The organism is Paenibacillus sp. J2R1T-4, from assembly GCF_059692235.1.
This window is the reverse complement of sequence record NZ_JCAUBA010000012.1, coordinates 146096-170038: the sequence shown is the minus strand read 5'-3', so window position 1 is coordinate 170038 and position 23943 is coordinate 146096. Positions and strand designations below refer to the sequence as shown.

The following is a 23943-nucleotide window of genomic DNA, read 5'->3' as shown; positions in this document are numbered from 1 at the left end:
TTACAAATCTATAACATGAACGAGCTCTAATAGATTGTTCACCATGTACTTTGGCCTATCATCCTTGGATAACCTTGCATTGTGCCGATTGTAGTAACAGAAATCAATACCCACATTAATAGAGCCCTGATAATCATCCTGCAACGAATCTCCTACAAACAGAACTTCTTTATGACTGACCTTAAGATCAATTCAAGGCTAAATTAAATATCTCTTTCTTCGGCTTCCTAATCCCCACTTTTTCGAAACCTTCAAGTGTATTTGGGAATGTAAGGTGTTGCATAGTAAGTACGATGCTGCGAAAATTAGTCGCTTGCTGCGTGCTGCGGTATAAAATTCAAAGCCATGTCCTAACTCATGATAAACATTAACGCGTCATTGCCTTTACCTTTTAAATCGCTAATAATGAACGGTGCTTTATTGTGTGAGAGCATACAACAGAGTAAAAATGTTGGGTTTAGGCTCAACATCAAACAATTCATAATCATAAATAAAATCAATGAAATCACAGCTTTCCTGCGAAATTTCGTGAAATATATTTCTGACATTATGGATAGTATTCCCAACTGAACCAATTGGCACAGAATCATCATGTGGTCTTTCCTTTTCAAATATGGTACAGGCAGGCTTAATGACGTCAAGTACCTGAGAACGAAAAGAGGAGATATCTTCCTTCCCGTAATCGATGCGTCCCTGGATTCGATACGCCATCTCGATAAAACTATCGAAACCGAGACTTTTAGCCAGATTCGTCCGCACATTGATCATGCTGTTATATAAATCATCGAGTTCACTGGACATCGCTTCTTTTGATTTCCTTGAAGAAACCAACTTGTTATACTCTATACTTAATCGGTTTTCTTCAAGTTGCAGCGGAACGGCTTTTTCTCCGGATAGGCTCCTTCAAATTCTCATATCTTGGATAATCTTATCTCCGGATTCAACTTTAATCCCCTCAAGATAAAGGGAATCTAGAAGCACATCGTCACATTCTTTTCGAAGCAATCTAATCTGCGGCTCTTCAATACTATCTGTGTGCACTGTATTCTTGTAAAATGTATCCGAAGTATCGGTCAGAAATCGTATGTATGCGAGATCTGTTAACATATCCAAATATTGATCCATGTTTTTTCGTGATAGCCACAGATTACGGAGTTTCTCATAGGAAGATGCAGTTGCCATATCCTCCTTAGATTTCAACAAGGCAGCTTTTTCTTTCTCATAATCCGGGCTGATATATTTGAGTTCTGAAAATTTTTGCATAACTTTCTCTCCTCTACATCATAAAGTTCACAACAATAATAAATAGTTCCGTTACGTTATCACCACACACTAATGCTCCGCATTCTGCCATTTAGTTGAGCGCGGCGCGCCGTAATGCAAAATAAGCGATGGATCGGTTCCATCGCCACGCGCTCGTACCCGTTAATTAAATAAGATAATGACTATGCTTTTATTATTTTTTCTTTCGCCAGATTTGTTATTTTGCGAATAAATTCAGTTTTACTTTTAGTATATGCTTCCCTATCATGTATATAGGTTTTTGCTAGCTTTAACTTCAATTGTTCATATTCGTTGGCAACCAAAGGATTTAAGCGAAGATAATCTCTAAAATATATTCTATCCCATAAAAAATCCTGTTCTTTTGTCCCCATATGAATATGGAATGATATTTTTTCTAATCCAGTTGGAGAATATCCCTTAGCAAACACATTATCAATTCCACCGATCTTCTTGTTAACTGTTTTCCTAGATTTTCCGAAATGAATAATGCCGGTTCATCCAACCGCTTACGCTTTTGTGAGCTGGTTTATAGTTTTCCAAAGCCCGTATAATTTTCGGTGTAAAGACCAATTTTCTCTCTTTATTTCCTTTTCCAATGATTATGTTGTGAAGATTTTGTGAGGAAACCGGGGATTAGCTTAATGTAAACAAAACCAGCCCCTTGTTTATGAGGCTGGCTCTAACCGCTTTTGATAATCGTTATGCCGGCTACACCACCCGAATCTCTGCTTCTGATAACCCGGATGCAACCTCGTTTCGCTTGGGTTGCAGGGCGTTCACGACGACAGCCTTCTCATCGGCGGCGACTGCTGCGCGGCAAGCCTCGAGAATATCGGGATGCTGAAGGATGGAGACCCGGCCTTCGACCCGGCTCAGGAAATCCTCCGTGATCGTCGTCGGGGTCGCCGACAGCGCTATGCATTCAAAGGCGCTGGCGTTCGTGACGCGGAACAGCAGCTCTTCGGCCGCGCCGCCTTCGACCGACGGGTCGCCGCTGAGCCGCAGCTCGGCGCAGCCGGCCGTGCCGGACACGAACACGCGGCAATCACCCCATGCCCAGCTCTGGCCCGGCGTATGCCAGTCGGCGTACAACTGCGCGAGCACCCCTCCCGCCATGAGCACCTGGGCGCAGGCGGTGTCGTAGAAGTCAGGATATTCCGGGAGTATCGTCTTGCTCATCACGCTGTCCACCCGCTCGATCTCCTGGCCGGTCCACCAGCGCAGCAGATCGAAATCGTGGATGAACAAGTCCTGGATGAGCCCCCCGTTCTGTTCCTTCGAGAAATGCCAGCGATGCCGCTGCTCGGGATTCAGCCGATGCGGCTTGCGCATCGTGACAGAGACGACCCTCCCGAGCTCGCCCTGCTCGATCATGCGCTTGAGCGCCACCGCCGCCGGCCGGAACCGCTCGGTGAGCAGCAACCCGACCTGGATGCGTCCGCGGGCGATGACGTCGGCCAGCCGGTTCAACTGGTCCCGGTTCGTGACGATCGGCTTGTCGAGCATGACGTGCTTGCCGTGCGATTCGCACAGCTCGATCACGTCGAGCTTGCGGTCGTTAACCGCGGAGGAGCCGATCAACGCGACTTCCGGCCCGAGCAGCTCCTCTGCGGAGCGGACAAGCGGGATGCCGTACTGGCGGGACAGCCGCTCCGCGAGCGCAGGTTCATCCGGCTCGTAAATGCCGGCGCAGCGGGCGCCGAGCGCCAGCATCTCTTGGAGGAACGTGGCGATATGCCCGTGCTGGCAGCCGATAATGCCAAATGTGTAGCTTGTGGTCAACGTACTCCACTCCTATCCTGCAAAAATTAACGTCAACTAACGGTGCCAAATGACTTCCAGGTACCGGGCGTGCCGGATGCTGTGCATGCCCAGCCGACCGTTCCTCCTGACGCGACATTCGAATTATAGATGATATCCCCCTGTTTCCAGTTCGCTTTTACCGGTGGCGTTGTCGCGAATAGCATTTTCGATCCGGGCGAGGATTGCGGAAGATAAAATCCTTCATACAAGGAGATCATCGCTATATCCAGGTCACCCTGCCATTCCAGGTTTAAAAGGGCGGCCTCCGCAACGAACGGAATATGCCGCAGTTCAAAGCCTTCATTCGGTTCTGTTGCAACTGCTGTACCCAGCGAAGCGACGTGGCGAATCCCCAAACTCGCATTGGTGTTTTTCCTGATCTGCAGGGACAGGACATACTGTTTGCCGATCCCGAGCGTCGAAGCGATTCTGATGCCCATCGTTGCGCTAACGATGGAGTAATTTTGATTGGTCGGATGGGAGGTGACGGTCTGTCCTGTGAATGATGCGGAAAAAGGAATCGGTGTGTTGCCAAACCAATCGATCACTTTCTTCGGCATGGAAGCACGGGTTCCTAGAAAGGATAGTTTCCCTTCCGGGATAAAAAGTCTGGGGCTGCTAGCTTCGTTCCTGAACAGGTTGACCGCTGTATTTCTGACATCGTCCATCTTAATGAGGTTTTGACTATTAGCTATTTGGATATGTCCGCTCACAATCCCCCCTCTAATCATACAGGCAGACTTCGTAACCTCGTTGATAGAACCGAGAAAGATCAAAACATCCCGAACATTTTCGAAATACGGATTTGTGATGACAACCTGGGATTGGTATAAAGTGATGGCGATCGTGCCGGTCACATTCGACATATCGCAACTGTCAAAATGCAGCCCTTCACAATTGATCAGGGTTAGCACTTTTTCAGCCGTAACAAACGATACTCTCGAGAATAGCGAGTTGTTCGTTTGACTGTACAAATTCGCGGAAGTCGTGCAGCTCTGAAATCGTATGCTCTCAAAATAGTTGCTCCATACAAACATCGTCTCAATTCCGGTTTTGAAGTTATACACCAACATATCAACAAAAGAAGAGTCGACAACCGCTCTGCCTATGTTTTTGGAACTGTTCAAGATGATACCGCCGCAGTTTCGATTGCCGCGAAGGGTCAATCCTTCAATTCGAATACCGGTTATCGCCTTTGTTTGACCGACCACCAAGGCAAAACCGCTGGCAAGCTGCGTAAAATCCAGAATAGACGATGTTCGGTTTCCGATTAAGCAAACGTTGTCATCGATCACGATACTTGACGTCAGCACATATTTGCCCGCAGGCACCACGACTCGTAAGATCCCGCTGGAGACCGCCAAATTGATCGCATCCTGGAAAGCCTGCGTATCGTCCGTCACACCGTCGCCTGTCGCGCCGACCGATTTGACCGAAATCGCAATATCCGCCACAGATGTCTCAAGACTTGCCAAGCTTGTCTCCAGAATCTGGTGCTTCAGTTCATGCTCCTGGGCATATTCCTGAACGACTTCCTCTGCCACTCGGCGAATGCCCTCGGCGTTCCCCTTGCCATAGACGCTGCCTGTTACGCTGTTTTCCGGTTGAGCGAATCCCGTACGACTGTTCAGCAAAGCTCCCGCCACCGTGGCTGCGCCTGCCGCCCCCAAATACGTCAACACCTTTCTTCTGCTCATGCTTCGGTGATCCGGCGTTACGCTCGACATGCCGTCGTCCAGGGTTCCGTTCTCGTTCTTGTTTTCCTTCTCCCGCATCATTCCTTCATCTCCTCATTTGGTAAGCGTATCCCCCTGACAGTCCTTAGGATGTCAGGGGTTTGCCGCTTTCCACTATTTTTTGATTTCAGCAATCACCTTCGCTGCTTCCTCTTGCGTTGTAGGCAAACTTCAAGCCCTCACGCTTTTCCAGTCATCCTCGAACCCCAGACCGCGCAAGTCCGCAACCGAATTATTCCTCTCCGCCTCGTACAGCCGCCAGATGACGCGCAACCCTTGAAGGCTCGTCGGGCCGTCCGATATCGGATTCTTCCCGTCGCGGATGCAGTCGAGGAAATGCTCCAGCTCATGGTGCGTAAACTTGCCGGATGCGTCGGCTTCATAGATGACCTTCGTACGGGATTCGGTATCCAGGTTCGCTTTCTCTTCTTTGATGTGCGTATGCGCATAGAGCTTCTTATCCGCCAAATTGATCTCGAGCATGCCTTCCGTACAGTGGGCGTGGAGGCTCCAGCCAAGCCGGGTTCCCCTCGCACCCCAAGTGCCGAAATGATAGCCGAGCGCGCCGTTTTCAAACTCGATCGTGACATTGCTCGTTCCTTCCTTCTCCATCCACGGAGTACCGAAATTGGTGCCCAGGTGGGTGCCCCGAACCGGTCGGCCCATGAACCAGAGAAGCAGATCCACATAGTGGCAGCCGTGGCTGAAAAACTGCCCGCCGCCCAGACGCTCTGCGTTAAGCGCCCAGTGTCCTTCAAAGTAGCGGGTAAACTGCTCTGTCCATATGGACATCTGGAAACATTCTCCGTATGCCTTCGAATCGATCAATTCCTTGAGCTTCAGAACGATCGGCCAAAAGCGCACCGGATAAGCGGTCATCAGTACTTTGCCGACCTCCTCCGATTTACGGGTCATCTCGATGCACTGTTCCTCGGTATTGCACATCGGCTTCTCCATCAGCACGTGTTTGCCCGCCGTCAGGCAGGTCATTCCGACCTCGAAATGCAGATCGTGCGGCAGCACGACGAGAACGGCGTCGACGTGATCCAGCAATTCCCTGTAATCTGTTACCGTCAACTTCGCCCCAGTCAGCTCGGCCACATTCCGGGCACGCTCCGGAACAATATCACACGTGGCCGTAACTTCCATGTGATCCGACAGATGGTGAAAGTCTCCCGCGTGGGCGTGCGACATTCCCCCGCACCCGATTATTCCAAGACGTATTTTGCTCATATGCTTCTACTTCCTTCCTAACTATGGTTGATCAAATCGGCGCCACCCGGTGCGCTATACTAAAATCGAAGCCAACTCTTTTTTAAAAAACTCAGCGAACAGTTCATAACCTTTCTTATTAAAATGCACGCCATCTTCAACGAATATATCATCGCGTACCTTTGAGAAATCGCCCATATCGGCATGATCATAGAAGAACAATGGGGACTCCATGATGCTTAGATAGGTGCAATCTTCATGCTGGCTAGCATACTGACGCAACAACGAATCGTATTCGCGTTTCCGGATGTAGTGATCGGTAGTTGGTTTACGATTACCTTCCGGACCGAACAAGTACAATCGTATTTCGGGGAAATCGGTTCGCGCGTATTCAAATAGCCGGGCACTTATTTCCAGAACTTCGCTCGGACTATAACCAAACAACATATCGTTGCCGAACGTTTTATAGACAATGGCCCGAGGTTCGTACGGCTTGACGGCGCGCGGATAATAATACAAAAGCTCCTCGGCCGTACTGGAGCCGAACCCATGATTCAATGCGCACTCCGTACCGCTTTCGCCGACCACGACGGATTCAAGAGCCGAATGACCCCAAAGTTCTTGTTTCCATCTCGTGAAAAAGGAATCCCCATAAAATAAGATCTGCCCTTTGACGACAGGTACGCTTTCGAAATTGACAATCGATTGTTCAAGCCGCTTTAAATTGACTCTTACCTTCATAAGCTAACCTCTTGTTTCTATCGGCATTTGTTTACATTTATTAGGATTGTTTCGACAAAATTTCTTGGTAAGCTCTGTTGGCCGCTTCTTCCGCCTCTCGCAGCGCAGTGTTAATATCTTTTTCACCCGTGATGATAGAAGTGAAAACTTTGTTAAGCTCAGTTTCAGCGATATTCTTCAGATTGGCATCAACAGCCGGTGCCGGGGCTGCAGGCTTTTGGCTAGCGAAAGCTTGAAAATTTTTCCCCTTCCACATGGAAGACTCTCCGAAGGCAACTTTCGCTTTCTGATCCTTCAATGGGCTGAACACTCCAAACTTCGATGACCGATCGATCTGCGTTTCGAGGGAGAGCAAATCGCTGATCGCTTGAAACGCTTCGTCCTTATGTTTGCTGATGGAAGAGACGCCCAAGTATACCGGATACGGTTGCGATCCGATTCCTCGCAGGCCGCTCACTTCAGGAAGGGTTGTTACGTCCCAATTAAGATTCTTACTCGGAAGAGTGAACGAGCCATAGGAGTTGAAGGCAATTACCATAGCGGCAGTCCCATTCTCGAACAATTTGAGTCCATCTTCTACAATTTCTTTTGTAGGGTTATAGCCCGGGACCGTAAACATCGGAACAATCGGGCCAAAATAGCGCTTCCATTGCTCCGTATTGATAGCGAGCTTCCCTGTTTTCGGATCGGTATATCCCAATGAAGATTGGTTGATTGACAATCCTGCTCCTGCTTGACCTGTTGCAAAACCGCGGTAAGTTACGCCGCCCTCCTCCCTTGTTAACTTCTTGGCCGTTTCGAGCAGTTCTTCCCAAGTTGCTCCGTCTTTTGGATAAGGGACGCTAAATTTGTCAAATACATCTTTATTGTAGTAAACTCCTAGCCTGAGATCATATACGGGCAATAAAGGCAATTTCCCGTCATGATATTGTTGTACCAAGTCGACATACTGCTTTTCTACCGACGCCAGATCAAAGTTGTACTTCTTGACCAGTTCCGTCATATCACCTGTCATTCCCCTATCCTTGAACCTCAAGAAGTTGGCAAATGAACCGAACATAATATCGACGGGTTGTCCCGAGGCAATCACGTGGTCGACGCTGTTTTGATCCGTAGCATTAATGAATTTCAAAGAAATATGCGGATGTTTCTTTTGGATGTAAGCGGTCCATTGTGCCGCCTTTGACTCGTCCGTTCCCGACAACGCGGACAACGCGTAAAAAACCAGTTCGACAGGTTCCTTTGGCTTATCAGGAGACTTTGACTCAACAGGCTTCGCTGACTCGCCTGGGCTCGTTGATACCTCGCCTCCTACCGCTCCATTCGAGCAGGCTGCAAGCAGCAGAACGCTGAGCGGCAACATAAACTTTTTCGTTGCTTCCATGAAACTCTTCCTCTTTTTCAGAACAGAACACCCCTTCATCATTTTTTAGATAATCGAAAAAGTTGCCTTTACAAACACGCAGAGGTGACAACTGATTTTTCTTATCTGCACCAATTGTATCCGGGTTACGAAAAATGCGCGTGTCAAAATTCAAAAACAATGGGTCATATCCTTACTGACAAGCGACGATCCTGTCATAAATATTGGCGCAACAAATCACGAAAATGGCACGCGTTTCCAATCGGGGTTCGTTTATCATAGACTTGCGTTGCCTATTAAGGGAATCGAGCACCCGTCCCTGAACGATATTACAAGGGAGTTGAAACGAACATGAGCATTTGGTTAGGAGCCTGTAAAATCGACATCACGCCAAGCCACCCCGTCATGTTAGCCGGTTACAGCGGGCGTAAGGGCGCCTTCGAAGGGGTGCGCCACCCGATTTATGCGAAAGCCCTGTTCCTTAAGCAGCAAGACGAGGAAACGGGAACAGTGCGCAACCGTCTGCTTGTCGCCGGCGATCTCATCTGGTGGTCAACCGAACAGACGGAGAAGCTGCGTCGGGAACTGGCTGTGCGCTGGGGCATGAGGGCGGAGGACATCCTGCTCAACGCCTCTCACAGCCATTCCGGTCCGCAAACAAGTACCTTGATGCCGTCGCTGGGCGCAGCGGATGACAGCTATCTTCAGGAGCTGGAACACAAGCTGCTCACCGGCATGGAGCTCGCCGAGGCCAATTTGGAGCCTGTTACGATACAGCGCGGGTCCGGTGTTTGCGACCTGGGCATCCATCGCAGGAAACTCGTTGACGGCAAAATCGTTACCGCCCCGAATGAGCAGGGCGCGAAGGACTCCGAGGTCACGGTGATCCGTTTCGTCAACGCCGCGGGAGAAGCAAAAGCATGGATCGTCCACTATACGTGCCACCCGACCACGACGAACGCCAACTTCGTATCATCCGAGTATTGCGGCCTGGCCATGGAACAACTGGAACGCGAAGTGAACAACGGCGCGATCTCCTTGTTTTTCCAGGGTTGCTGCGGCGATGTGCGCCCGCCCTTGTACCGCGACGGTAAATTCTACAGCGGAACCGATACAGATGTGCAGCAGCTTGGAGCGCGGTTATACGAATCGGTTAGGAATGTGTTGAACGGTCCTATGCATGAATTACAACCATGCTCACCAACAGGAACGCACGTCAAACTGCCATTGGCCTTCTCTTCTGTCCCGACCACGTCGGAGCTTACCGCATACAACCAATCGGCGGGACCGATCATACGTGACTGGGCGAAGCTGCTGCTGGACCATCCGAAGCTGGTACGACCTACGGCAGAGCTTGACCTGGTACGTATGGATATTGCGGACGGGCTGTCGCTGCTCGCCATGAACGCGGAAATGGTCGTTGAGTACGGTCTGTTTATTAAAGATCGGTCAGACAAACGCACACTCCCCGTCGCTTACAGCAACGGGATGATCGGTTATGTGTCCACAGCCCGGCAGCTTCGGGAAGGCGGCTATGAGTCGGTCGACTCCTGGCCCATCTTCGGTCTTTGTTCGCCGTTCACAGAGGCAGCGGAGCCCGAGATCCGCCAAACGCTGGCCGAGCTTGTCGACATATAACGCTTATATTTTGAAAAAAACAAGCAGGCACGGCTCTTGCGGTCCGCGTCTGCTTGCTACTTGTTTGCCAGTGCCTCTGGCTTACCTTTACTGGAAGGAAGCCATCACCTTGCGTACCCCTGCCGCGATATCGCACATATCCGGCTCGCCCGCCAGCAAGATGTTCTGATGCAGCCACAAAATTTCTTTGTCGCATGCCCGCTCGCTGTTCGGACACGAATACACGCGTTCTTCTCCGGTCCATTTCTTCGTCTCGTTGATGACCGCCTTGTTTTGGTTGAGCGAGATATAGCCGGAGCCAACGGGTATGCCTTCCGCATTCAGCCTGCGGATCACATCAGCTTTATTAACGCGGTCTGTCAGATCCGGATCGATGCGGAACATGAATATGTGCAGCGCGTGCCGGGTAATCTTCGGATCGCGACGGAGGGTGCGGACCCCAGGTGTGTCGTCCAGCAGCTCGGTGAGCAGCTTGGCGTTCCGCTCGCGCCGCTCCATTTGGTCGTCCAGACGAGACAGTTGGCCGAGCGCAATCGCGGCCTGCAGCTCGGACAGGCGCAAATTCCAGCCAATCCGCTCATGCTGATACCAATCCCCTCTCCGAATGCGCCCTACATTAGCCAAAGACCAGGCAAGGTCAGCCAACTCCTGATCGTTGGTCAGAATCATGCCGCCTTCCCCGGCGTTAATATTTTTGCTCGATTGAAAGCTGAACGTGCCGAGATCACCCTGGGCGCCAACGCCGACGCCGTCCCATCTCGCGCCGACCGCTTGCGCCGAATCTTCGATCAGGCGAAGTCCGTGCTTATTGGCAATGGCCCTCAAGCGGGTCAGGTTGGCAGGGGAGCCGGCAATATGCACAGCGATAATCGCCTTCGTCTTCGACGTGATCGCCGCCTCCACCTTCTCCGGGTCGATCAGCAGCGTATCCGGCTCGACATCGACGAATACCGGAATCGCGCCAAACAAGAGCGCGGAGCTGGCCGTGGCGATGAACGTATACGGAGGCATGATCACTTCGTCGCCCGGCTGTACGCCGGCCGCTTGCAAAGCTATTGTGATCGCAACCGTACCGTTGGCGATCGATACCGCGTACTTCGCATCATGGATAGCAGCAAATTTCTCCTCCAGCTCGGTCAGCTTGACATGACCGCCGCCTCCCCATTTGCCGGAGCGAACGACTTCGAGAATGAGCCGCTCCTCCAACTCATCGTATATAGGCCATGCCGGAAACGGTTTCGTTCTGATTGGAAGACCCCCGTCAATTGCCAATTTGTCCATGTTACACATCTCCCTTGTGCGATAGTTCCATTGCTCCGATTTGGATCATCTACAGCTTTAAAGCTAATTTCTGATCTAATCAAATTGTAACTTCGTTCAGGAAAATATTCGTGACAAATTCCAATAACAATAGGTCATATCCTTACCACTAACAGGCGACGAAAATGAAAAACAGGCTGAACTTAGCTTAGTCCAGACCTGCACAAGTTGGCATTCCGATATTCTTTTGGCGATTGGCCCCTAACCTCTTTGAACACTCGATAAAAGGTACGGGGAGATTCAAATCCTGTATCGAATGCAATATCCATAATCGTTCTGTCCGTCGTAACCAGCATACTGGCCGCGCTATCTATACGAAGCTGGTGCACGTATTCAAGGAAGCTTCGCCCCGTTCTTTCTCTGAACATCCGACTTACATACGTTTCGCTGATAAGAAGATGCTTCGCTACCATATCCAACGTTAATCGCTCCGTATAATGCGCATGGACATAATGAAGAGCAGACCAGAACAACGGTTTCCCTTCCTCCTGTTCACTCGGCTTTGCCTCCTGATCGCCGGCAGCGGCGACAGCTCTCAGAAACAGAAGCAATGCCTCGGACAGTTTACTGCAAATCATGTGATTTCGCCCGCGCAGATCCGGATTGCAGTATTCCATCAAAAGGCGTGCGAACAGAGCTTCCATCAGAGTCGCTTCTTCTCCACGAAACGCAACAGATGACGGAAATACGGCGCCGATCTGATACAATTGTTCAGACCATTCCGAAGCATATGGCGAACCAAATAACATGTTCATATCGAACAGGCAACAATATTTTCGAATCACACATCCGTTGTCGCTCGTTGTTTGATGAATGTGATAAGGAGGCAGAAATGAAATCGTGCCCGGCTCCATACGATGCAGAGTGCCATTGATGCTCTGGTAACCGCTTCCCTCTATGATATAAGTTAACTCAACAAAAGAATGGTAGTTTAAAACAGTTATGGGAAATTCATGAATTCCGATATAAAATGGCAGCTGACCTGTCCCCGGGTTGCTTCCTACCATGTATTCATGAAGCTCTAGATTCTTGTTCATCTGAACCCTACCCTCCCTAAACAAAAAGGCGCCTTTTCCCCTCATCATATCACTACCAATTTCCGCACCGCAAGCAAAATGCGTTCCATGTTTGGGGAAACATGTATTTGGGCCAAAACCGCCGCCCCGACAACTGATCTGTGGTTTGGGAGGCGTTTTTGCGCATCATGGGGGGCTGGCTCGCTCGCAAAAATACGCCTACATACTTGCCATACAACCTGAAAATACAGAAAATACCGTACCCCAGCAGGCCTCCAGAGGTATTCAGGATCAGATCATCCACATCGAAATTTCCGATGGTTTCTCTAGATTTTTCTGCAGTCGATACCACAGAAAGTCCATATCAATCGAGCCGTACTTAAATAAAATGATTCTAAATAAGGTAAACAAATACAAGGCAAACAGTCCTGGCACCACTATGCGATTCATTAGTTTCGTTAGTTTCATTTTTCTCGTCCTCGTTTATGAAGGGTCGTGCTATTGGAAATAGGGTATTAAGAGATCTCGTATTTTTCACCATCTACAATTGTCGAGTTGGTCTATTGCTGCGTCAGATCATCAGCATCGACCATAGTTGAAAGGTGGTCCACCAAGCTTCGGGACAATCGAATCGTGCTATCCTTCAACTACATCCTATAACCAGTTCCTTATGCTGAATCAAGATTGCAGTTGATATCTAAAAATGAGTCGTCCTATCCATAACTTGAAGTTGGTTTTGAATCGGAAATACCCAGTATGGGATTTTAGAATTTTTATTGCGCTAAGTAGAGTAAAGGGCTGGGAATCCCACCCCCTCCTTATCAAACCGTACGTGCAGTTTTCCCGCATACGGCTTTCCGACGTTCTTCATCCAGGGCAGTACGGTTTTTTCCATGTGCAAATGTTTTCAGACCTGTACGTTGAAGCAGAACATGCATCTCTGACCAATTCTGCTTGCGCTTCCTGTGTTTGTTATTCCAGAACTTTTCGCATCCTTTTCGACAGGCTCAATATTTTCATCGGGCTGCACTGCCATGCTTTCGTTCGAAGCGCTAACCGAAGGCCGCGGCTGGGCTTCATCTAACCGTGCCGAAGCAAATGCGGAGCCGGCGATTGAAGCGGAAACAGATGCAGAAGCAAACTCGCCGCCTGTAAGCGAATCGGCATCCAATTCGTTCGGCATCGCCAAGAATGGATACATTTTGTATCAAGAATGATGTGACGGATGAAGCTCCCATACGCCCTTACGCAGCTGCAGCAATAGCGAAAACCGTGATAACAGCGGCAATATGCAACATCTTTTTCCAATATCTCATGTTAACATCTCCGATTTACGGTTATTATGACACAAAATGTATCTTAAAATTAGAATCTTTTCCACGTTTTTTTCTTGAAGGAATGGAACGGCAAAAAAAAGCGCAACGATAAGCGCCTACGGTGTTTCACAATATTCTTTCCGATAGACTGAGGATAAACGGTTACGCTGTCCTTACGGCAGGCGCATTTACCGGGAAGTGGAACGCTCAGCGGAGAATATACTTGTGGCAAAAAAAGCCCTCCGCTCATAAAGCGAAGGGCGGCAAAACTATAGAGCAAACATCTCTTTTTCAATCGAATCAAGCGAATAACGGCTTGCAGGCGCCGCTTCCCGCTTGATCCATTTGCCTTTGGTGAAATCCGGGATGCTGACCGGCGCGCTGCCGAGCGCGATCGACTCCTCGGACAATACGGTGATCGCCATCCATACCGCCGTATCGTACACGTCGATCGGCGTATGCGTCCGATTCATCACACTTTCCAGGAAGGCGCGAAGCACCAAATAGTCCATCCCGCCATGCCCGCCGCGAACGCCCATTTGCAAATATTCTTTCCAAATCGGATGCTCGTATTGCTCGCGGTAGGCGTTGAACGACTCCCACGTATGCGCCGGGCTTCTGCCCTCGATATGGATCGAGTTATTGTCCTCCATCCAGATTCCTTTGGTGCCCTGCACCCGCCCCGCTCTCGAGTACGGACGCGGCAGCGTCGTGTCGTGGGTAATCTGGATCGTTTCGCCACCGGCACATTTGATCATCGTCGTCACGATATCGCCTTGGGCGAATTCCGTCTTGGCCAGCGGATCATTTTCTCCGAATTGCGCCGCAGCCCACTGCTTGATCCCGCGGGCTTTGGACGCCATCGATGTCAGCGATACGAGCCGATTGCCCCGGTTGACGCCGAGCGTCTTCGAAACCGGGCCGAGCCCGTGAATCGGATAAAGCTCACCGTTGCGGTGCAAATAATTGTGGTAGCGGTTATGCTTCGTTTGCAGGCCCAAAACGACTTCGTCGCGCAAGTCATGCTCATAGCCGCATGCGCAGTGAATCAGCTCGCCGAGCAAGCCCTGCTTCACCATATGGAATACCGCAAGCTCGTCGCGGCCGTAGCAGCAGTTTTCCAGCAGCATGCACGGCATCCCGGTCTGCTCCGAGGTGCGGACGAGCTCCCAGCATTCTTCCAAGGAAGCGGCTCCGCCCACTTCGATACCGGCGTATTTGCCCGCCTTCATCGCCGCAATCGCAATCTCGGCATGCGTAATCCACGTCGTCGCGATAATCACGCCCTCGATGTCTTCGCGGGCAAGCAGTTCCTTATAGTCGGCGTAAACATCCGCTTTCGGCCGACCCGCGCGCTCGAATTGCCCCAGCGCAAGCTGCAGCCGCTCCTCGTACAAATCGCAGACGGCGGTTACTTCCACGTCCTCCATGTCGAGAAGATTGCCAAGCAGCCCTCTTCCGCGTCCGCCAAGCCCGATAAAACCGATTTTAACCGTTTTCAAACCGCTACTCATTTTCCTGTTTCATCTCCTGTTTTGACCAAATTGACCAAGTTACATATTCGCTCTCCCCTGTCTTTATTCTGCTTGGGTTCAGTTTCGTAAGCGATTGCCATGGGTGTTGCCCTAATTCCTAGCCAATTCCGGCTATCGACCGGTCAAATCGGCTAGGAATAAGCCCTTCCGCCCGAAAGAACAAACATACCGGCCGGAGCCCGTTTCCGGGTACCATTCCGGTATGTTTGTTTTCGCTTTCCGTTCAAACCGCTTCCGCCGATCATCGGCCTCCGAAGCTTACTTGTTCTTATCCTCCTCGATCGTTTTCTTCACTGCTTCCTCTGCCTCGCGCAGCGCGGTGTTGATATCCTTGCCCCCGAACAGGATGCCACGCAGAGCGTTAGTGCCAAGCTGCGTCGTCGCCGCCGAGTAATATTTGCTCTGGGGAGACGCCTTTGCCATATTTTTCAATGGGATCGCGGCGACATTGCGCCCTTTGTACAGCGGGGAGTCCTGGCCGAATACTTTCGCAATGTTAGCGCTGTTCAACGACGGGATGAACGTCGCCGTCTTCGCCTTTTCCGTCAGAAAAGCCTCGGTGGACAAGAAGTCCATCACCTGGTACGCGTCGTCCTTGTATTTGCTGCCGACGCTCAGGTACATGGAGACCGGATAAGGCTGTGGTCCGAAACCGTTCATCGTCGGGTATGAGACGATATCCCAATTAAGCGGTTCCAGTTGTTTCTCGACGTGCAGACCGGCCACCGGCGTCCACATCGCCGACACTTGATCCTGGAAAAACATTTTGGTCTGGCCGTCCATCTTTAACGCATCCGGATTGAAGCCGGGAATTTGATAAAAGCGGGCGATGTTGTTCATGAGGCTTTTGACGTTGTCGTTCGTCAGCGACACTTGCAGCGTTTGCGGATCGACGAGGTTGAGCGACATTTGGTTGCGCAAAAAGTAATGATTCGGCGAAGTCGTGAAGCCGTAATATTGGACGCCGCCTTCGTTGCGCGTCAGCCTGACCGACAAGTTGTATAGCTCGTCCCAGGTCATGCCATCCTTCGGGTAGGGGATGCCGAACTTGTCGAACAAGTCTTTGTTGTAGTAAATGACGGAAGCTGCGTTGTCGAACGGCAGCGCGTACAGCTTGCCGCCGCTCATTTGCCGGATCATCTCGAGCGTCGGCGGATCGAAGCGGCTTAAATCCGTCTTGTATTTTTTGACGAGCGGTTCGATATCGTACTGCATGTTGTTCTGAAAGACCGTGTTGTAGACGAGGCCGGACGAGGCGAAAATGACGTCGATCGGCTGGTTCGACACGATCAGCTTATCGAGCGCTCCGCTCGTGGTAGGGATCAGCACTGGAGTAATGTGAGGGAATTTCTCCTTGATCGCTTTGCCGAACTTTTCTTCGAAGTAGCCTTCGGCGTTGAAGTTGTTGCCAACGTTGTAAAAGTAAAGCGTGATCGGTTCTTTTTTCTCTTGCTGGGCAGGAGTCCCCTCAGCCACTTTGCCAGCATCCGGCGTGCCCGATACGGAGCAGGCGGCGAGTATGAGCAGCAGTCCCGCCACTCCGAGCGCAATCAATCTCTTCAGCATGAATGACACCCTTTCGTTTTTTGGTTTAAAAACACCTTTCAAGTTGGTAATCGCTTCTATACCGGTATTTGAAATTTAAGCGATTACGGCCATTGTAGACGGTTCTTTTCGGAAAAACTCGCCAAAATCGATCATTTGATGAGACAAAAAAATGTTTTCGTTGAAGAACCAACATTGGCGATGCGGATGGGATTGGGCTCTGCGTACAACACACCGGAACGGTATACGGAATGGAATGGGAGTTGGCACCCGTTCCGCTATTGACCGAACGGGACAATGTCAGCATGCAGCCTTACCTGGATTACATGTACCTATCCAGTATAAGCAAGCATAATATTCTAATGCGCGGCGTCGCCAAGCTGTTAAACATGCATCCCGTCCAGTTCAGCCGCATGTTTACGAAATATGCGCGGATGAATCCCTCGAAGTTCCGCAGGTTGCACGCGATGCCCGTTTAGCGGCGGCGAAAATACATTTTCTGTCTCATCAAACGATCGATTTTGGCGAGTTTTTCTGAAAAGAACCGTCTATAATGCCTGTAATCGCTTACATATCGCATGCCGGTATAAAAGCGATTACCAACTTGAAAAATCAAATTGAAGCGGGAGGCAGCATACTTGATGGAACGGCGAAAAATGGATGAAATACTGGAAGATAAGGGTTTGGATACCGGTGGCAACCCGCCGTTGCTCACGAGAAGGGCGATGTTGTCGTCGCTAGGTCTGGCTGGGGCATTTTTAGCCGCGGGCAGCGTGATCGGAGGAACGATAGGCACGTCGTTTGCGGCCGGAGAATCGGTGACCGGGGAAGTATATGGCCGCAAAGGGCCAGCAGGTCTTGGTGTGACTGGGAATCCGCATTCAGCGAGTTCTATTTCCTACAAGGCACCGATATCTGATGCTGCTGACAGATCACTCACAGACAAGTTATTTCATGACTGCATTCATGTAAAAGATTTTGAGGGTGTTGTTGGGAACGCTAATTATTACGATGAAGCAACGGACACATACTATGCTGATGCTGACAAGACCGTACTTGCAAATGACGATACAGCGGGTTTAAAAAACGCGATTCTTTATGCTTTGAATAATAATCGAGAACTCAATTGGTCCGCAGGTAATTACATTTATAACGTCAGCGCTCCGTGGTTTATCAATGGATATTGGTCTAAATCATTGATGTGGGTAGGATTTGGGGCGAAAGTCTACTGTCGAAACAAAGTTTCAGGAAACTTTGCTATTCAGAATATGGACTACATTAAAATTAGCGGTATTACATTCGAAGGTATAAAGAAATCTACCACCACAACAACAGAATTTAATTTCGGTGTTACTGTTTACGGTTGTAAGCGAGCTGATGTGTACGGGAATAGTTTTGTAGGGTTTATCGGCGATGGGTTTACATTGCACAGCAATCAGACTACTAACAGTGATGAAAACCCGTGCGCAGTGAATGTACACACAAATTTCTTTGACTACACAGGTCGTGGCGGTTTGACTGTGACTGGTGCAGTTGTTGGTAACATTTACCTAAATCATATTGGCAAGAACCGTGCGGATATGTCAACTGTAACAAGCGGGAGTGCTGTTCCAGGCGCTCCATTGCATGTTGAGTCTGATCAAAGTGCTCGTTACGGCGTTGAAAAATTAGTAGTACACTCAAATCTAATTTACGGCTTTGTCAATATTTCAAATCCTGTGCACGCAGCAGGCTATGTGGGTGACAAGAATACTGTAATTGAGTTCTTTGCAAATAAGATTTATCACGACATCACAACCGTAGAGCATATCACGTTGTGGATGTGGGGTGGTAATCATCACGTACATGACAACGAGTTTCATGTAACTTGCGCCGCAGGTGTTACTCAAAGCTTGTCTAATGGAACATTACGTATTGCGTGTCATTCTGCAAAAATTCACGACAACGTGTTCAATATCAACGGGCGAACGGTTATGTTTGTACTTCAGAATTACACGTACAACGATAAGGGTCAGTATCGATTCTACAATAACAAGTATATTACAAACGGTATCATTTACATGTACCGACAATTCTTGAATGTTGGAAATTATCCTAGATTACGATCAATTTGTATCGAACATGAGGACTATTCTGAGTTAAATACTATAAACACCTTTATTTTTTCAACTGGATCACCAACGTGTATGAAGTTAAAGGGGTTGAAGCCTGTCGCAAATAAACTACTTGAATATCATAATGCTACTACATCTAACCTAATGATGTTATTAGATGGTGTAAATTCAACAGGTTCACTAACTTTGCCTGTGACAGCTGATGCAAGTAATGTGAAGGTTTTCTATATGGACTCCATACTTGGCACTTTTAACAGAACGGATGTGAGCTTCCCTCTGGATGCTGTTGCTAAATACTACGTGTCTGGCTCAGCGCTTGCCATAACAACTACAGAACTGTTTGGTAGACCTTTTGCTTTCTCTAAACCATCAACAGGTGTTTATAAGTTTGATGCCTTTTCTACATCTGAAATACGTAACTTATACTCCATGCAGTTCTCGATACAACAAGAAAACTCTGATACAAATGTGTACAACGTAGTAACTAGAAAAGGAACAACAAACATGCAGTTTGAGACGAGGAATGCTGCCGGGACTCTTGTTGATTTGCCGCATTATACTAACTTGGATGTAAATCTAAAGTTAAAGCCAACATCGGAAGTAATTGATTTGCTGTCTCTTTGATAAAGCCATAAGCAGAGCACCGACCGCAGCCAGGGAGAGCAAAATGAACGTGAACGATTTATTTCTGATCAACTTGCTGCCGCCGTATGAAGTAGTCAGTCTGCGGAACAGAAAGCCCGGATGGAGTAGCGAGCCAAGTCTGAACCCTCAATTCGAATTATTTATAGTGACGAAAGGCAGTATCAATGTCATTCATCAGAATAAAGAATATACGTTTAAATCGTCCGATATGTATCTGATCCCGGCTTATCATCCCCGCAGTGCTTATACGGAGACGGGCTTTAGCCAAATGGCGATCAACTTCCGAACTCAGCAAGACGAGCGAGGATTAGTTACCCTCCTGGGAAAGCAGGCAAAATCCATTTCCATCTGGCATCAATGTAACATGCTGCAAGCGGCTGCGGAATTCGCAGACATGGGAGATTTGCTCACCCTTCAGGATCAGTTGTATGCCGCTCAACGACTGGACGCGATCGTCCTGGCTTTCATGAGACAGAAGGATCATTCTTCCGTCTTTCAACAGCAATTGAGAGCTTTATTGGAAAATCACCTTGCCACGCCTTTGACGCTGCAGGAAATCGCCGATCGGATGTCGTACAGCCGCGCGCAAGTTCAACGACTCACCCAACAGCAACTAGGATGCAGCGTTATGGAATGTTACCGCCGCATTCGGCTGCAAAAAGCTTGTGAATGGCTGCTCTACTCGGATCTGAATATCGGTTGGATTGCCGAATCTCTCGGCTTTAGCGATCAATCCCACTTTCAGTCTTTTTTCAAAAACAGAATGCATATGACTCCCAAACGATTCAGACAGACGAAACAGATGTAGCAGATGAGCCGAATATACAACTTTGTGATTCACATTTCATAGATAGGGACGACCGTCATCTTCTAAAATGGGAAAGTACGAGCGTAAACACTTTCTATCTTATTATCGAAGGTTGAGTGGTTTGAACCGTTTCCGGCTATGATGAGGTCAGGTGCGCACCACACCCAAACAGGAGGAGGAAATACAAATGACGAAGAAAATACGAACAGCGGTTGTCGGGTTAAGAATGGGATCAGGGCATGCTCATGCATTTCACGAGTCGGAGCAGGCGGATTTGCGCTGGGTTGTCGATCTTGACGAAGCGAAGGCGAAAGCGATTGCCTCGGAGCTTGGCTGCGGGTATACGACGGATTGGACGACGATCATCGATGACATTGATGCGGTGAGCTTGTGTACGCCCCATCATCTTCATGCGCCGCAAGCGATGCAAGCGATTGCGGCAGGCAAGCATGTGCTTGTCGAAAAGCCGCTCGCGAACTCGGAGGAGGAATGCCTCCAGCTTATTCGTGCCGCCGAGGAGAACAATGTGAAGCTGATGGTCGCCTATGTCATGCGCTATGTGCCGGGGATCGTCCGTCTGAAGGAAGTGCTGGACAGTGGAGCATACGGCAAGCCGATCAATGCGAATTGCTGGATCGAAGCGTATTTGCCACCGAGCCCAGGCAGCTGGTTTTCGCGGAAAGACACGCTGGGCGGCGGTGTTCTGTTTAGCCACGGCTGCCATTACGTCGATCTGATGCTTTGGTTTTTCGGCAAGCCGGATCGGGTTACCTCGCTTGGCACGCACGCAGGGACAGAGTGGATGGAGGGCGAAGGAACGTCGCATGCGACGATTTTGTTCGAGAACGGAACGCTCGGCCATGTAAGCTGCAGTTGGGGAATCCGCCATGCCGCGCCGCCCGCACTGTTCCATATCCATACGACCGAGGGGCTGCTGGCGATTTCACGGGATTGTCTGCAGATTACGGCGGTGACGGGAAAAGGTACGGAGATTGTGTATAAGGGAGAAGCGAATCCGACGAAGTCCGGCAACGTAAAATACGAGATCGAGCATTTCCTCGCGAGCATCGCCGAAGACCGCGAGCCGCTGACGAGCGGCCAGAACGCGTTGCAATCGCATCGGACGATCTGGGCGGCTTATGCGGCCGAAGGCGTGAAGGTAGAGGTATGATCAAGCTCGCTTGCATGACATGGCCTTACAAAGAATACTCCTTCGAGCGCGCGCTGCAAGGGATAGCCGGCGCGGGCTACCGCTACGTAGCCTTCGGCCTGCCGCATGAAGGCAAGCTAGTGCCGGAGCGTGGAGACGAAGCGGAAGCCGAGGCGATCGTCCGTCAGTTGGAGCGGTTCGGGCTGAAAGCGGCGATGCTCGTCGGCACGTCCTGGATCGCTCCAGGGCAGCCGATCGAACGCGCGGCACGCCTGTTCGCGTTCGCGCGGCTGGTCGGTGCGAACGAGGTAATCAGCCTCGGCACATGGGGCTATCACCAATTTCCGGATGAACTGCATAACGAGGAAAAGCGTAGGGCCGACGACGAGGAATTTGCGGCGCAGCTGCGGCTAGTGGGCGCTGAAGCGGAGCGTGCAGGCGTAACCGTAACGCTGAAGCCGCATACTGGCAACACGGCCACGGCCGACGTGCTGAGGCGTACGCTAGCGTCGATCAGTTCGCCTGCGGTTCGCGTGTCTTACGATCCGGGCAATGTGAGCTATTACGAGGGCATTAACTCGGCTGAAGACTTTTTGGCGATTGCGGATCAGACCGTGTCGATCGTCGCCAAAGATCATCGCGGCGCGCGTGGAAACGTCGACTTCCCGATCCCGGGCAAGGGAAACGTCGATTTTGCCGCGATTTTCCGCACTCTGGGCGCGAACGGGTTCGCCGGCCCGGTCGTCGTCGAGCTCGTCGCCGGCACGCTGCCGGCCGACGAGCAAGATCGCCGCATCGCCGAGGCGCGCAGCGAGCTCTTGAAGCTGCTGGCCGACGCCGGATTGGCGGTGGATTAGCTCCATGATTATCGACTGCCATAATCATCCGGACTGGTATGGGTACAATATCGAACAGTATTTGGACAACATGAAGCAATACAACATCGACAAAACCTGGCTGCTTAGCTGGGAATGCCCGGATGACGAATACAGCCCAGCGTACAAAAAACTCGTCCCCGACGCATCGCTGCCGGACGGCCCGATATCGTTCCGCCGCTGCGTCCGGTATGCGGAGCGGTATCCGGACAAATTCATTTTGGGCTACGCGCCCGATCCGCGCCGTCCTGATGCGATCGACAAACTCGATCATGCGATCCGGCTGTACGGCGTCCGCGTGTATGGCGAGATCAAGCTGCGCATGATGTACGACAATCCGGACGCGATCCGGCTATTCCGTTTCTGCGGGGAGAAAGGGCTGCCGGTTACGGTACATATCGACTACGAGTTCGCTACAGGTTCGACGTATCCTCGCCCGAACTGGTGGTACGGCGGCGGCATCGACGCCTTCGAGCGTGTTGTCAAGGCTTGTCCGGACACGTATTTCCTCGGTCATGCTCCCGGTTTCTGGGCCCATATATCCGGCGACGACAAGTACGACAAAGTCGCCTATCCGACAGGAAAAGTCCAGTCGGGCGGCAAAGTTGGCGAAATGCTGCGCAAATACCCGAACCTGTATTGCGATATATCCGCAGGCTCGGGAGCGAAAGCATTCAGCCGCGATCCGGAATTCGCTAGAGAGTTTATACTCGAATTCCAAGACCGCATTTTGTACGGCCGCGACTATTTCGATAACGTTCACCAGGAAGTGCTGGGGTCGCTTAATCTGCCGGACGACGTTCTTGCGAAAATATACTCGGGCAACGCCTTGAAGCTCGCTCCGTTATCCTGATACAATATGGTCAAAGGATTATCTCATCGGAAGATGCGGAGGAATGTGTATGACCACGTTTCCGGTTTTTCTGGACAACTTGCGCCTGAACACTTTTCGCAAGGGCGAACTGCCGTTATTTATCCGGCACTATCGTAACTCCATAGGCTACCCAAACACTCATCATGAATTTGTTGAAATTTCGCTGATTACCTGCGGACATGGAACCGAGATCATCAATGGGGTCAAGCACCCCCTGCAGCCGGGCAGCATCTGTTTGCTACTCCCGTATCATGTGCACGCGCTGGAATTCGATGAGAACCAACCCGGTCTGCATAAGTTTAGCGTCATGTTCGATATGCAGCTGCTGTTCCAGTCTGATTTCGCTGAAGTCAGCAGATGGATTGTCCAGTTGTCGGACAACATGACTCCGTTTTATGAGCTGGCACCCGCCGCCTATGAAACGATTGCCGCTGCGTTGACTGCATTGAACAACGAGTACAACGCCGATCTCGAGCCGATGGGCAAGCAGGGGTTTATGCGTCTCAAACTGTTGGAAGCGATCTACTTGTACTTTCGCCACCATCCCGGCTTCACCTCGATGGAGCAGCATTCTCCCGCGCAGCCGACTGAATGGGATTATGTCAAATACGTCAATACGCATTTCCTGGAGGAACAGTTGTCGTTGGAAGTCGTTACACAGCATTTCGACGTCAGTGTGAATGCGTTTCGCCACGCGTTCAAACGTCTCGTTGGCAAAAACTTTCTAGAATATTTGCACCAGTTGCGCGTACGCCGCGCAGCCGGCCTGCTCAGCGCCACAGATATGTCGGTGGTGGAAATTGCCTACGAAGTCGGCTTCTCCTCCTTGCGCTCGTTTATCCGTGTCTTCAAAGAAACAACCGGTTTGAGCGCAACAGACTACCGCAAACAGCACACACATGTGGACGAATAGTGTTGCCGCTCTCGTAAAATGACGGCGTAATTCTCACCGACAATGGTGAAGCAAG

23 protein-coding genes are annotated in these 23943 nt (G+C 50.3%); 9 read left to right on the top strand and 14 right to left on the bottom strand.

The window, feature by feature from the left end; genetic code table 11:
• From AC58QD_RS20275 to AC58QD_RS20235, 9 genes are all read right to left on the bottom strand, one after another.
• Complete coding sequence (locus AC58QD_RS20275) at positions 1-192, bottom strand: HAD family hydrolase (RefSeq protein WP_497336738.1); 192 nt, start codon at positions 190-192, stop codon at positions 1-3.
• 225 nt (positions 193-417) lie between these two features.
• Entirely contained in the window at positions 418-801 is a 384-nt protein-coding gene (locus AC58QD_RS20270; protein WP_497336612.1) for a hypothetical protein, read from the bottom strand.
• A 102-nt stretch (positions 802-903) separates the two neighbouring features.
• The gene (locus AC58QD_RS20265) at positions 904-1263 is read right to left on the bottom strand and encodes a hypothetical protein (protein WP_497336611.1); all 360 of its coding nucleotides are present in this window, start codon (positions 1261-1263) and stop codon (positions 904-906) included.
• Positions 1264-1445: 182 nt separating this feature from the next.
• Positions 1446-1712, bottom strand: coding sequence for a GrpB family protein (locus AC58QD_RS20260; RefSeq protein WP_497336609.1), 267 nt, complete (start codon positions 1710-1712; stop codon positions 1446-1448).
• 280 nt (positions 1713-1992) lie between these two features.
• Positions 1993-3066, bottom strand: coding sequence for a Gfo/Idh/MocA family protein (locus AC58QD_RS20255; protein WP_497336607.1), 1074 nt, complete (start codon positions 3064-3066; stop codon positions 1993-1995).
• A 32-nt stretch (positions 3067-3098) separates the two neighbouring features.
• A complete protein-coding gene (locus tag AC58QD_RS20250) occupies positions 3099-4865 on the bottom strand; it encodes a glycosyl hydrolase family 28-related protein (protein WP_497336605.1) in 1767 nt (588 codons plus the stop codon).
• Between the two features lie 129 nt (positions 4866-4994).
• Entirely contained in the window at positions 4995-6056 is a 1062-nt protein-coding gene (locus tag AC58QD_RS20245) for a Gfo/Idh/MocA family protein (RefSeq protein ID WP_497336603.1), read from the bottom strand.
• Between the two features lie 54 nt (positions 6057-6110).
• Positions 6111-6776: a GDSL-type esterase/lipase family protein gene (locus tag AC58QD_RS20240; RefSeq protein ID WP_497336601.1), complete on the bottom strand. Its 666-nt coding sequence runs from the start codon at positions 6774-6776 to the stop codon at positions 6111-6113.
• Positions 6777-6816: 40 nt separating this feature from the next.
• Positions 6817-8160, bottom strand: coding sequence for an ABC transporter substrate-binding protein (locus tag AC58QD_RS20235; protein ID WP_497336599.1), 1344 nt, complete (start codon positions 8158-8160; stop codon positions 6817-6819).
• A gap of 330 nt (positions 8161-8490) precedes the next feature.
• Between AC58QD_RS20235 and AC58QD_RS20230 the strand changes: the two genes are divergently transcribed.
• Positions 8491-9777 carry a neutral/alkaline non-lysosomal ceramidase N-terminal domain-containing protein gene (locus AC58QD_RS20230; RefSeq protein ID WP_497336597.1) on the top strand — a complete coding sequence of 429 codons (1287 nt, stop codon included), beginning with the start codon at positions 8491-8493 and terminating at the stop codon, positions 9775-9777.
• Positions 9778-9864: 87 nt separating this feature from the next.
• Here the strand turns inward: AC58QD_RS20230 and AC58QD_RS20225 are convergent, their stop codons facing one another.
• The 3 genes from AC58QD_RS20225 to AC58QD_RS20215 all read right to left on the bottom strand — a co-directional run bounded on the left by AC58QD_RS20225 (position 9865) and on the right by AC58QD_RS20215 (position 12581).
• Complete coding sequence (locus AC58QD_RS20225) at positions 9865-11058, bottom strand: DegT/DnrJ/EryC1/StrS family aminotransferase (protein ID WP_497336595.1); 1194 nt, start codon at positions 11056-11058, stop codon at positions 9865-9867.
• Positions 11059-11240: 182 nt separating this feature from the next.
• The gene (locus AC58QD_RS20220) at positions 11241-12134 is read right to left on the bottom strand and encodes an AraC family transcriptional regulator (RefSeq protein ID WP_497336593.1); all 894 of its coding nucleotides are present in this window, start codon (positions 12132-12134) and stop codon (positions 11241-11243) included.
• Positions 12135-12404: 270 nt separating this feature from the next.
• Positions 12405-12581: a hypothetical protein gene (locus tag AC58QD_RS20215; RefSeq protein WP_497336591.1), complete on the bottom strand. Its 177-nt coding sequence runs from the start codon at positions 12579-12581 to the stop codon at positions 12405-12407.
• Positions 12582-13147: 566 nt separating this feature from the next.
• Here AC58QD_RS20215 and AC58QD_RS20210 point away from each other — a divergent pair.
• Positions 13148-13330 (top strand): hypothetical protein, encoded by a 183-nt coding sequence (locus AC58QD_RS20210; RefSeq protein WP_497336589.1) that lies wholly within the window; start codon positions 13148-13150, stop codon positions 13328-13330.
• Between the two features lie 368 nt (positions 13331-13698).
• Here the strand turns inward: AC58QD_RS20210 and AC58QD_RS20205 are convergent, their stop codons facing one another.
• Both AC58QD_RS20205 and AC58QD_RS20200 read right to left on the bottom strand, forming a co-directional pair.
• Positions 13699-14943: a Gfo/Idh/MocA family protein gene (locus AC58QD_RS20205; RefSeq protein ID WP_497336587.1), complete on the bottom strand. Its 1245-nt coding sequence runs from the start codon at positions 14941-14943 to the stop codon at positions 13699-13701.
• A gap of 279 nt (positions 14944-15222) precedes the next feature.
• Positions 15223-16530, bottom strand: a complete 1308-nt coding sequence (locus AC58QD_RS20200; RefSeq protein WP_497336585.1) for an ABC transporter substrate-binding protein — start codon at positions 16528-16530, stop codon at positions 15223-15225.
• A 230-nt stretch (positions 16531-16760) separates the two neighbouring features.
• On the opposite strand from AC58QD_RS20200, the gene AC58QD_RS20195 reads away from it, so the two are divergent.
• The 7 genes from AC58QD_RS20195 (at position 16761) to AC58QD_RS20165 (ending at position 23888) form a co-directional block, all read left to right on the top strand.
• Positions 16761-16988 carry a hypothetical protein gene (locus tag AC58QD_RS20195; protein ID WP_497336583.1) on the top strand — a complete coding sequence of 76 codons (228 nt, stop codon included), beginning with the start codon at positions 16761-16763 and terminating at the stop codon, positions 16986-16988.
• Positions 16989-17150: 162 nt separating this feature from the next.
• Positions 17151-19247 (top strand): hypothetical protein, encoded by a 2097-nt coding sequence (locus tag AC58QD_RS20190; protein ID WP_497336581.1) that lies wholly within the window; start codon positions 17151-17153, stop codon positions 19245-19247.
• 43 nt (positions 19248-19290) lie between these two features.
• A complete protein-coding gene (locus AC58QD_RS20185; RefSeq protein WP_497336579.1) occupies positions 19291-20076 on the top strand; it encodes a helix-turn-helix domain-containing protein in 786 nt (261 codons plus the stop codon).
• 187 nt (positions 20077-20263) lie between these two features.
• Positions 20264-21247, top strand: coding sequence for a Gfo/Idh/MocA family protein (locus AC58QD_RS20180; protein WP_497336577.1), 984 nt, complete (start codon positions 20264-20266; stop codon positions 21245-21247).
• Positions 21244-22083, top strand: coding sequence for a sugar phosphate isomerase/epimerase family protein (locus AC58QD_RS20175; protein WP_497336574.1), 840 nt, complete (start codon positions 21244-21246; stop codon positions 22081-22083). The genes AC58QD_RS20180 and AC58QD_RS20175 overlap by 4 nt, the downstream gene beginning before the upstream one ends.
• A 4-nt stretch (positions 22084-22087) precedes the next feature.
• Positions 22088-22954, top strand: a complete 867-nt coding sequence (locus AC58QD_RS20170; protein ID WP_497336572.1) for an amidohydrolase family protein — start codon at positions 22088-22090, stop codon at positions 22952-22954.
• A 49-nt stretch (positions 22955-23003) separates the two neighbouring features.
• Positions 23004-23888 carry an AraC family transcriptional regulator gene (locus AC58QD_RS20165; RefSeq protein ID WP_497336570.1) on the top strand — a complete coding sequence of 295 codons (885 nt, stop codon included), beginning with the start codon at positions 23004-23006 and terminating at the stop codon, positions 23886-23888.
• Positions 23889-23943 lie beyond the last annotated feature (55 nt).

What these genes read in the sequence shown, in the direction of transcription:
- AC58QD_RS20210 (WP_497336589.1), top strand. Translation starts at nt 13,148, where the DNA reads ATGCTTTCGTTCGAAGCGCTAACCGAAGGCCGCGGCTGGGCTTCATCT.
- AC58QD_RS20235 (WP_497336599.1), bottom strand. Translation starts at nt 8,160, where the DNA reads ATGGAAGCAACGAAAAAGTTTATGTTGCCGCTCAGCGTTCTGCTGCTT.
- AC58QD_RS20200 (WP_497336585.1), bottom strand. Translation starts at nt 16,530, where the DNA reads ATGCTGAAGAGATTGATTGCGCTCGGAGTGGCGGGACTGCTGCTCATA.
- AC58QD_RS20245 (WP_497336603.1), bottom strand. Translation starts at nt 6,056, where the DNA reads ATGAGCAAAATACGTCTTGGAATAATCGGGTGCGGGGGAATGTCGCAC.
- AC58QD_RS20215 (WP_497336591.1), bottom strand. Translation starts at nt 12,581, where the DNA reads ATGAAACTAACGAAACTAATGAATCGCATAGTGGTGCCAGGACTGTTT.
- AC58QD_RS20240 (WP_497336601.1), bottom strand. Translation starts at nt 6,776, where the DNA reads ATGAAGGTAAGAGTCAATTTAAAGCGGCTTGAACAATCGATTGTCAAT.
- AC58QD_RS20195 (WP_497336583.1), top strand. Translation starts at nt 16,761, where the DNA reads ATGGAATGGGAGTTGGCACCCGTTCCGCTATTGACCGAACGGGACAAT.
- AC58QD_RS20265 (WP_497336611.1), bottom strand. Translation starts at nt 1,263, where the DNA reads ATGCAAAAATTTTCAGAACTCAAATATATCAGCCCGGATTATGAGAAA.
- AC58QD_RS20190 (WP_497336581.1), top strand. Translation starts at nt 17,151, where the DNA reads ATGGAACGGCGAAAAATGGATGAAATACTGGAAGATAAGGGTTTGGAT.
- AC58QD_RS20230 (WP_497336597.1), top strand. Translation starts at nt 8,491, where the DNA reads ATGAGCATTTGGTTAGGAGCCTGTAAAATCGACATCACGCCAAGCCAC.
- AC58QD_RS20220 (WP_497336593.1), bottom strand. Translation starts at nt 12,134, where the DNA reads ATGAACAAGAATCTAGAGCTTCATGAATACATGGTAGGAAGCAACCCG.
- AC58QD_RS20185 (WP_497336579.1), top strand. Translation starts at nt 19,291, where the DNA reads ATGAACGTGAACGATTTATTTCTGATCAACTTGCTGCCGCCGTATGAA.
- AC58QD_RS20170 (WP_497336572.1), top strand. Translation starts at nt 22,088, where the DNA reads ATGATTATCGACTGCCATAATCATCCGGACTGGTATGGGTACAATATC.
- AC58QD_RS20175 (WP_497336574.1), top strand. Translation starts at nt 21,244, where the DNA reads ATGATCAAGCTCGCTTGCATGACATGGCCTTACAAAGAATACTCCTTC.
- AC58QD_RS20270 (WP_497336612.1), bottom strand. Translation starts at nt 801, where the DNA reads ATGTCCAGTGAACTCGATGATTTATATAACAGCATGATCAATGTGCGG.
- AC58QD_RS20180 (WP_497336577.1), top strand. Translation starts at nt 20,264, where the DNA reads ATGACGAAGAAAATACGAACAGCGGTTGTCGGGTTAAGAATGGGATCA.
- AC58QD_RS20165 (WP_497336570.1), top strand. Translation starts at nt 23,004, where the DNA reads ATGACCACGTTTCCGGTTTTTCTGGACAACTTGCGCCTGAACACTTTT.
- AC58QD_RS20205 (WP_497336587.1), bottom strand. Translation starts at nt 14,943, where the DNA reads ATGAGTAGCGGTTTGAAAACGGTTAAAATCGGTTTTATCGGGCTTGGC.
- AC58QD_RS20250 (WP_497336605.1), bottom strand. Translation starts at nt 4,865, where the DNA reads ATGATGCGGGAGAAGGAAAACAAGAACGAGAACGGAACCCTGGACGAC.
- AC58QD_RS20225 (WP_497336595.1), bottom strand. Translation starts at nt 11,058, where the DNA reads ATGGACAAATTGGCAATTGACGGGGGTCTTCCAATCAGAACGAAACCG.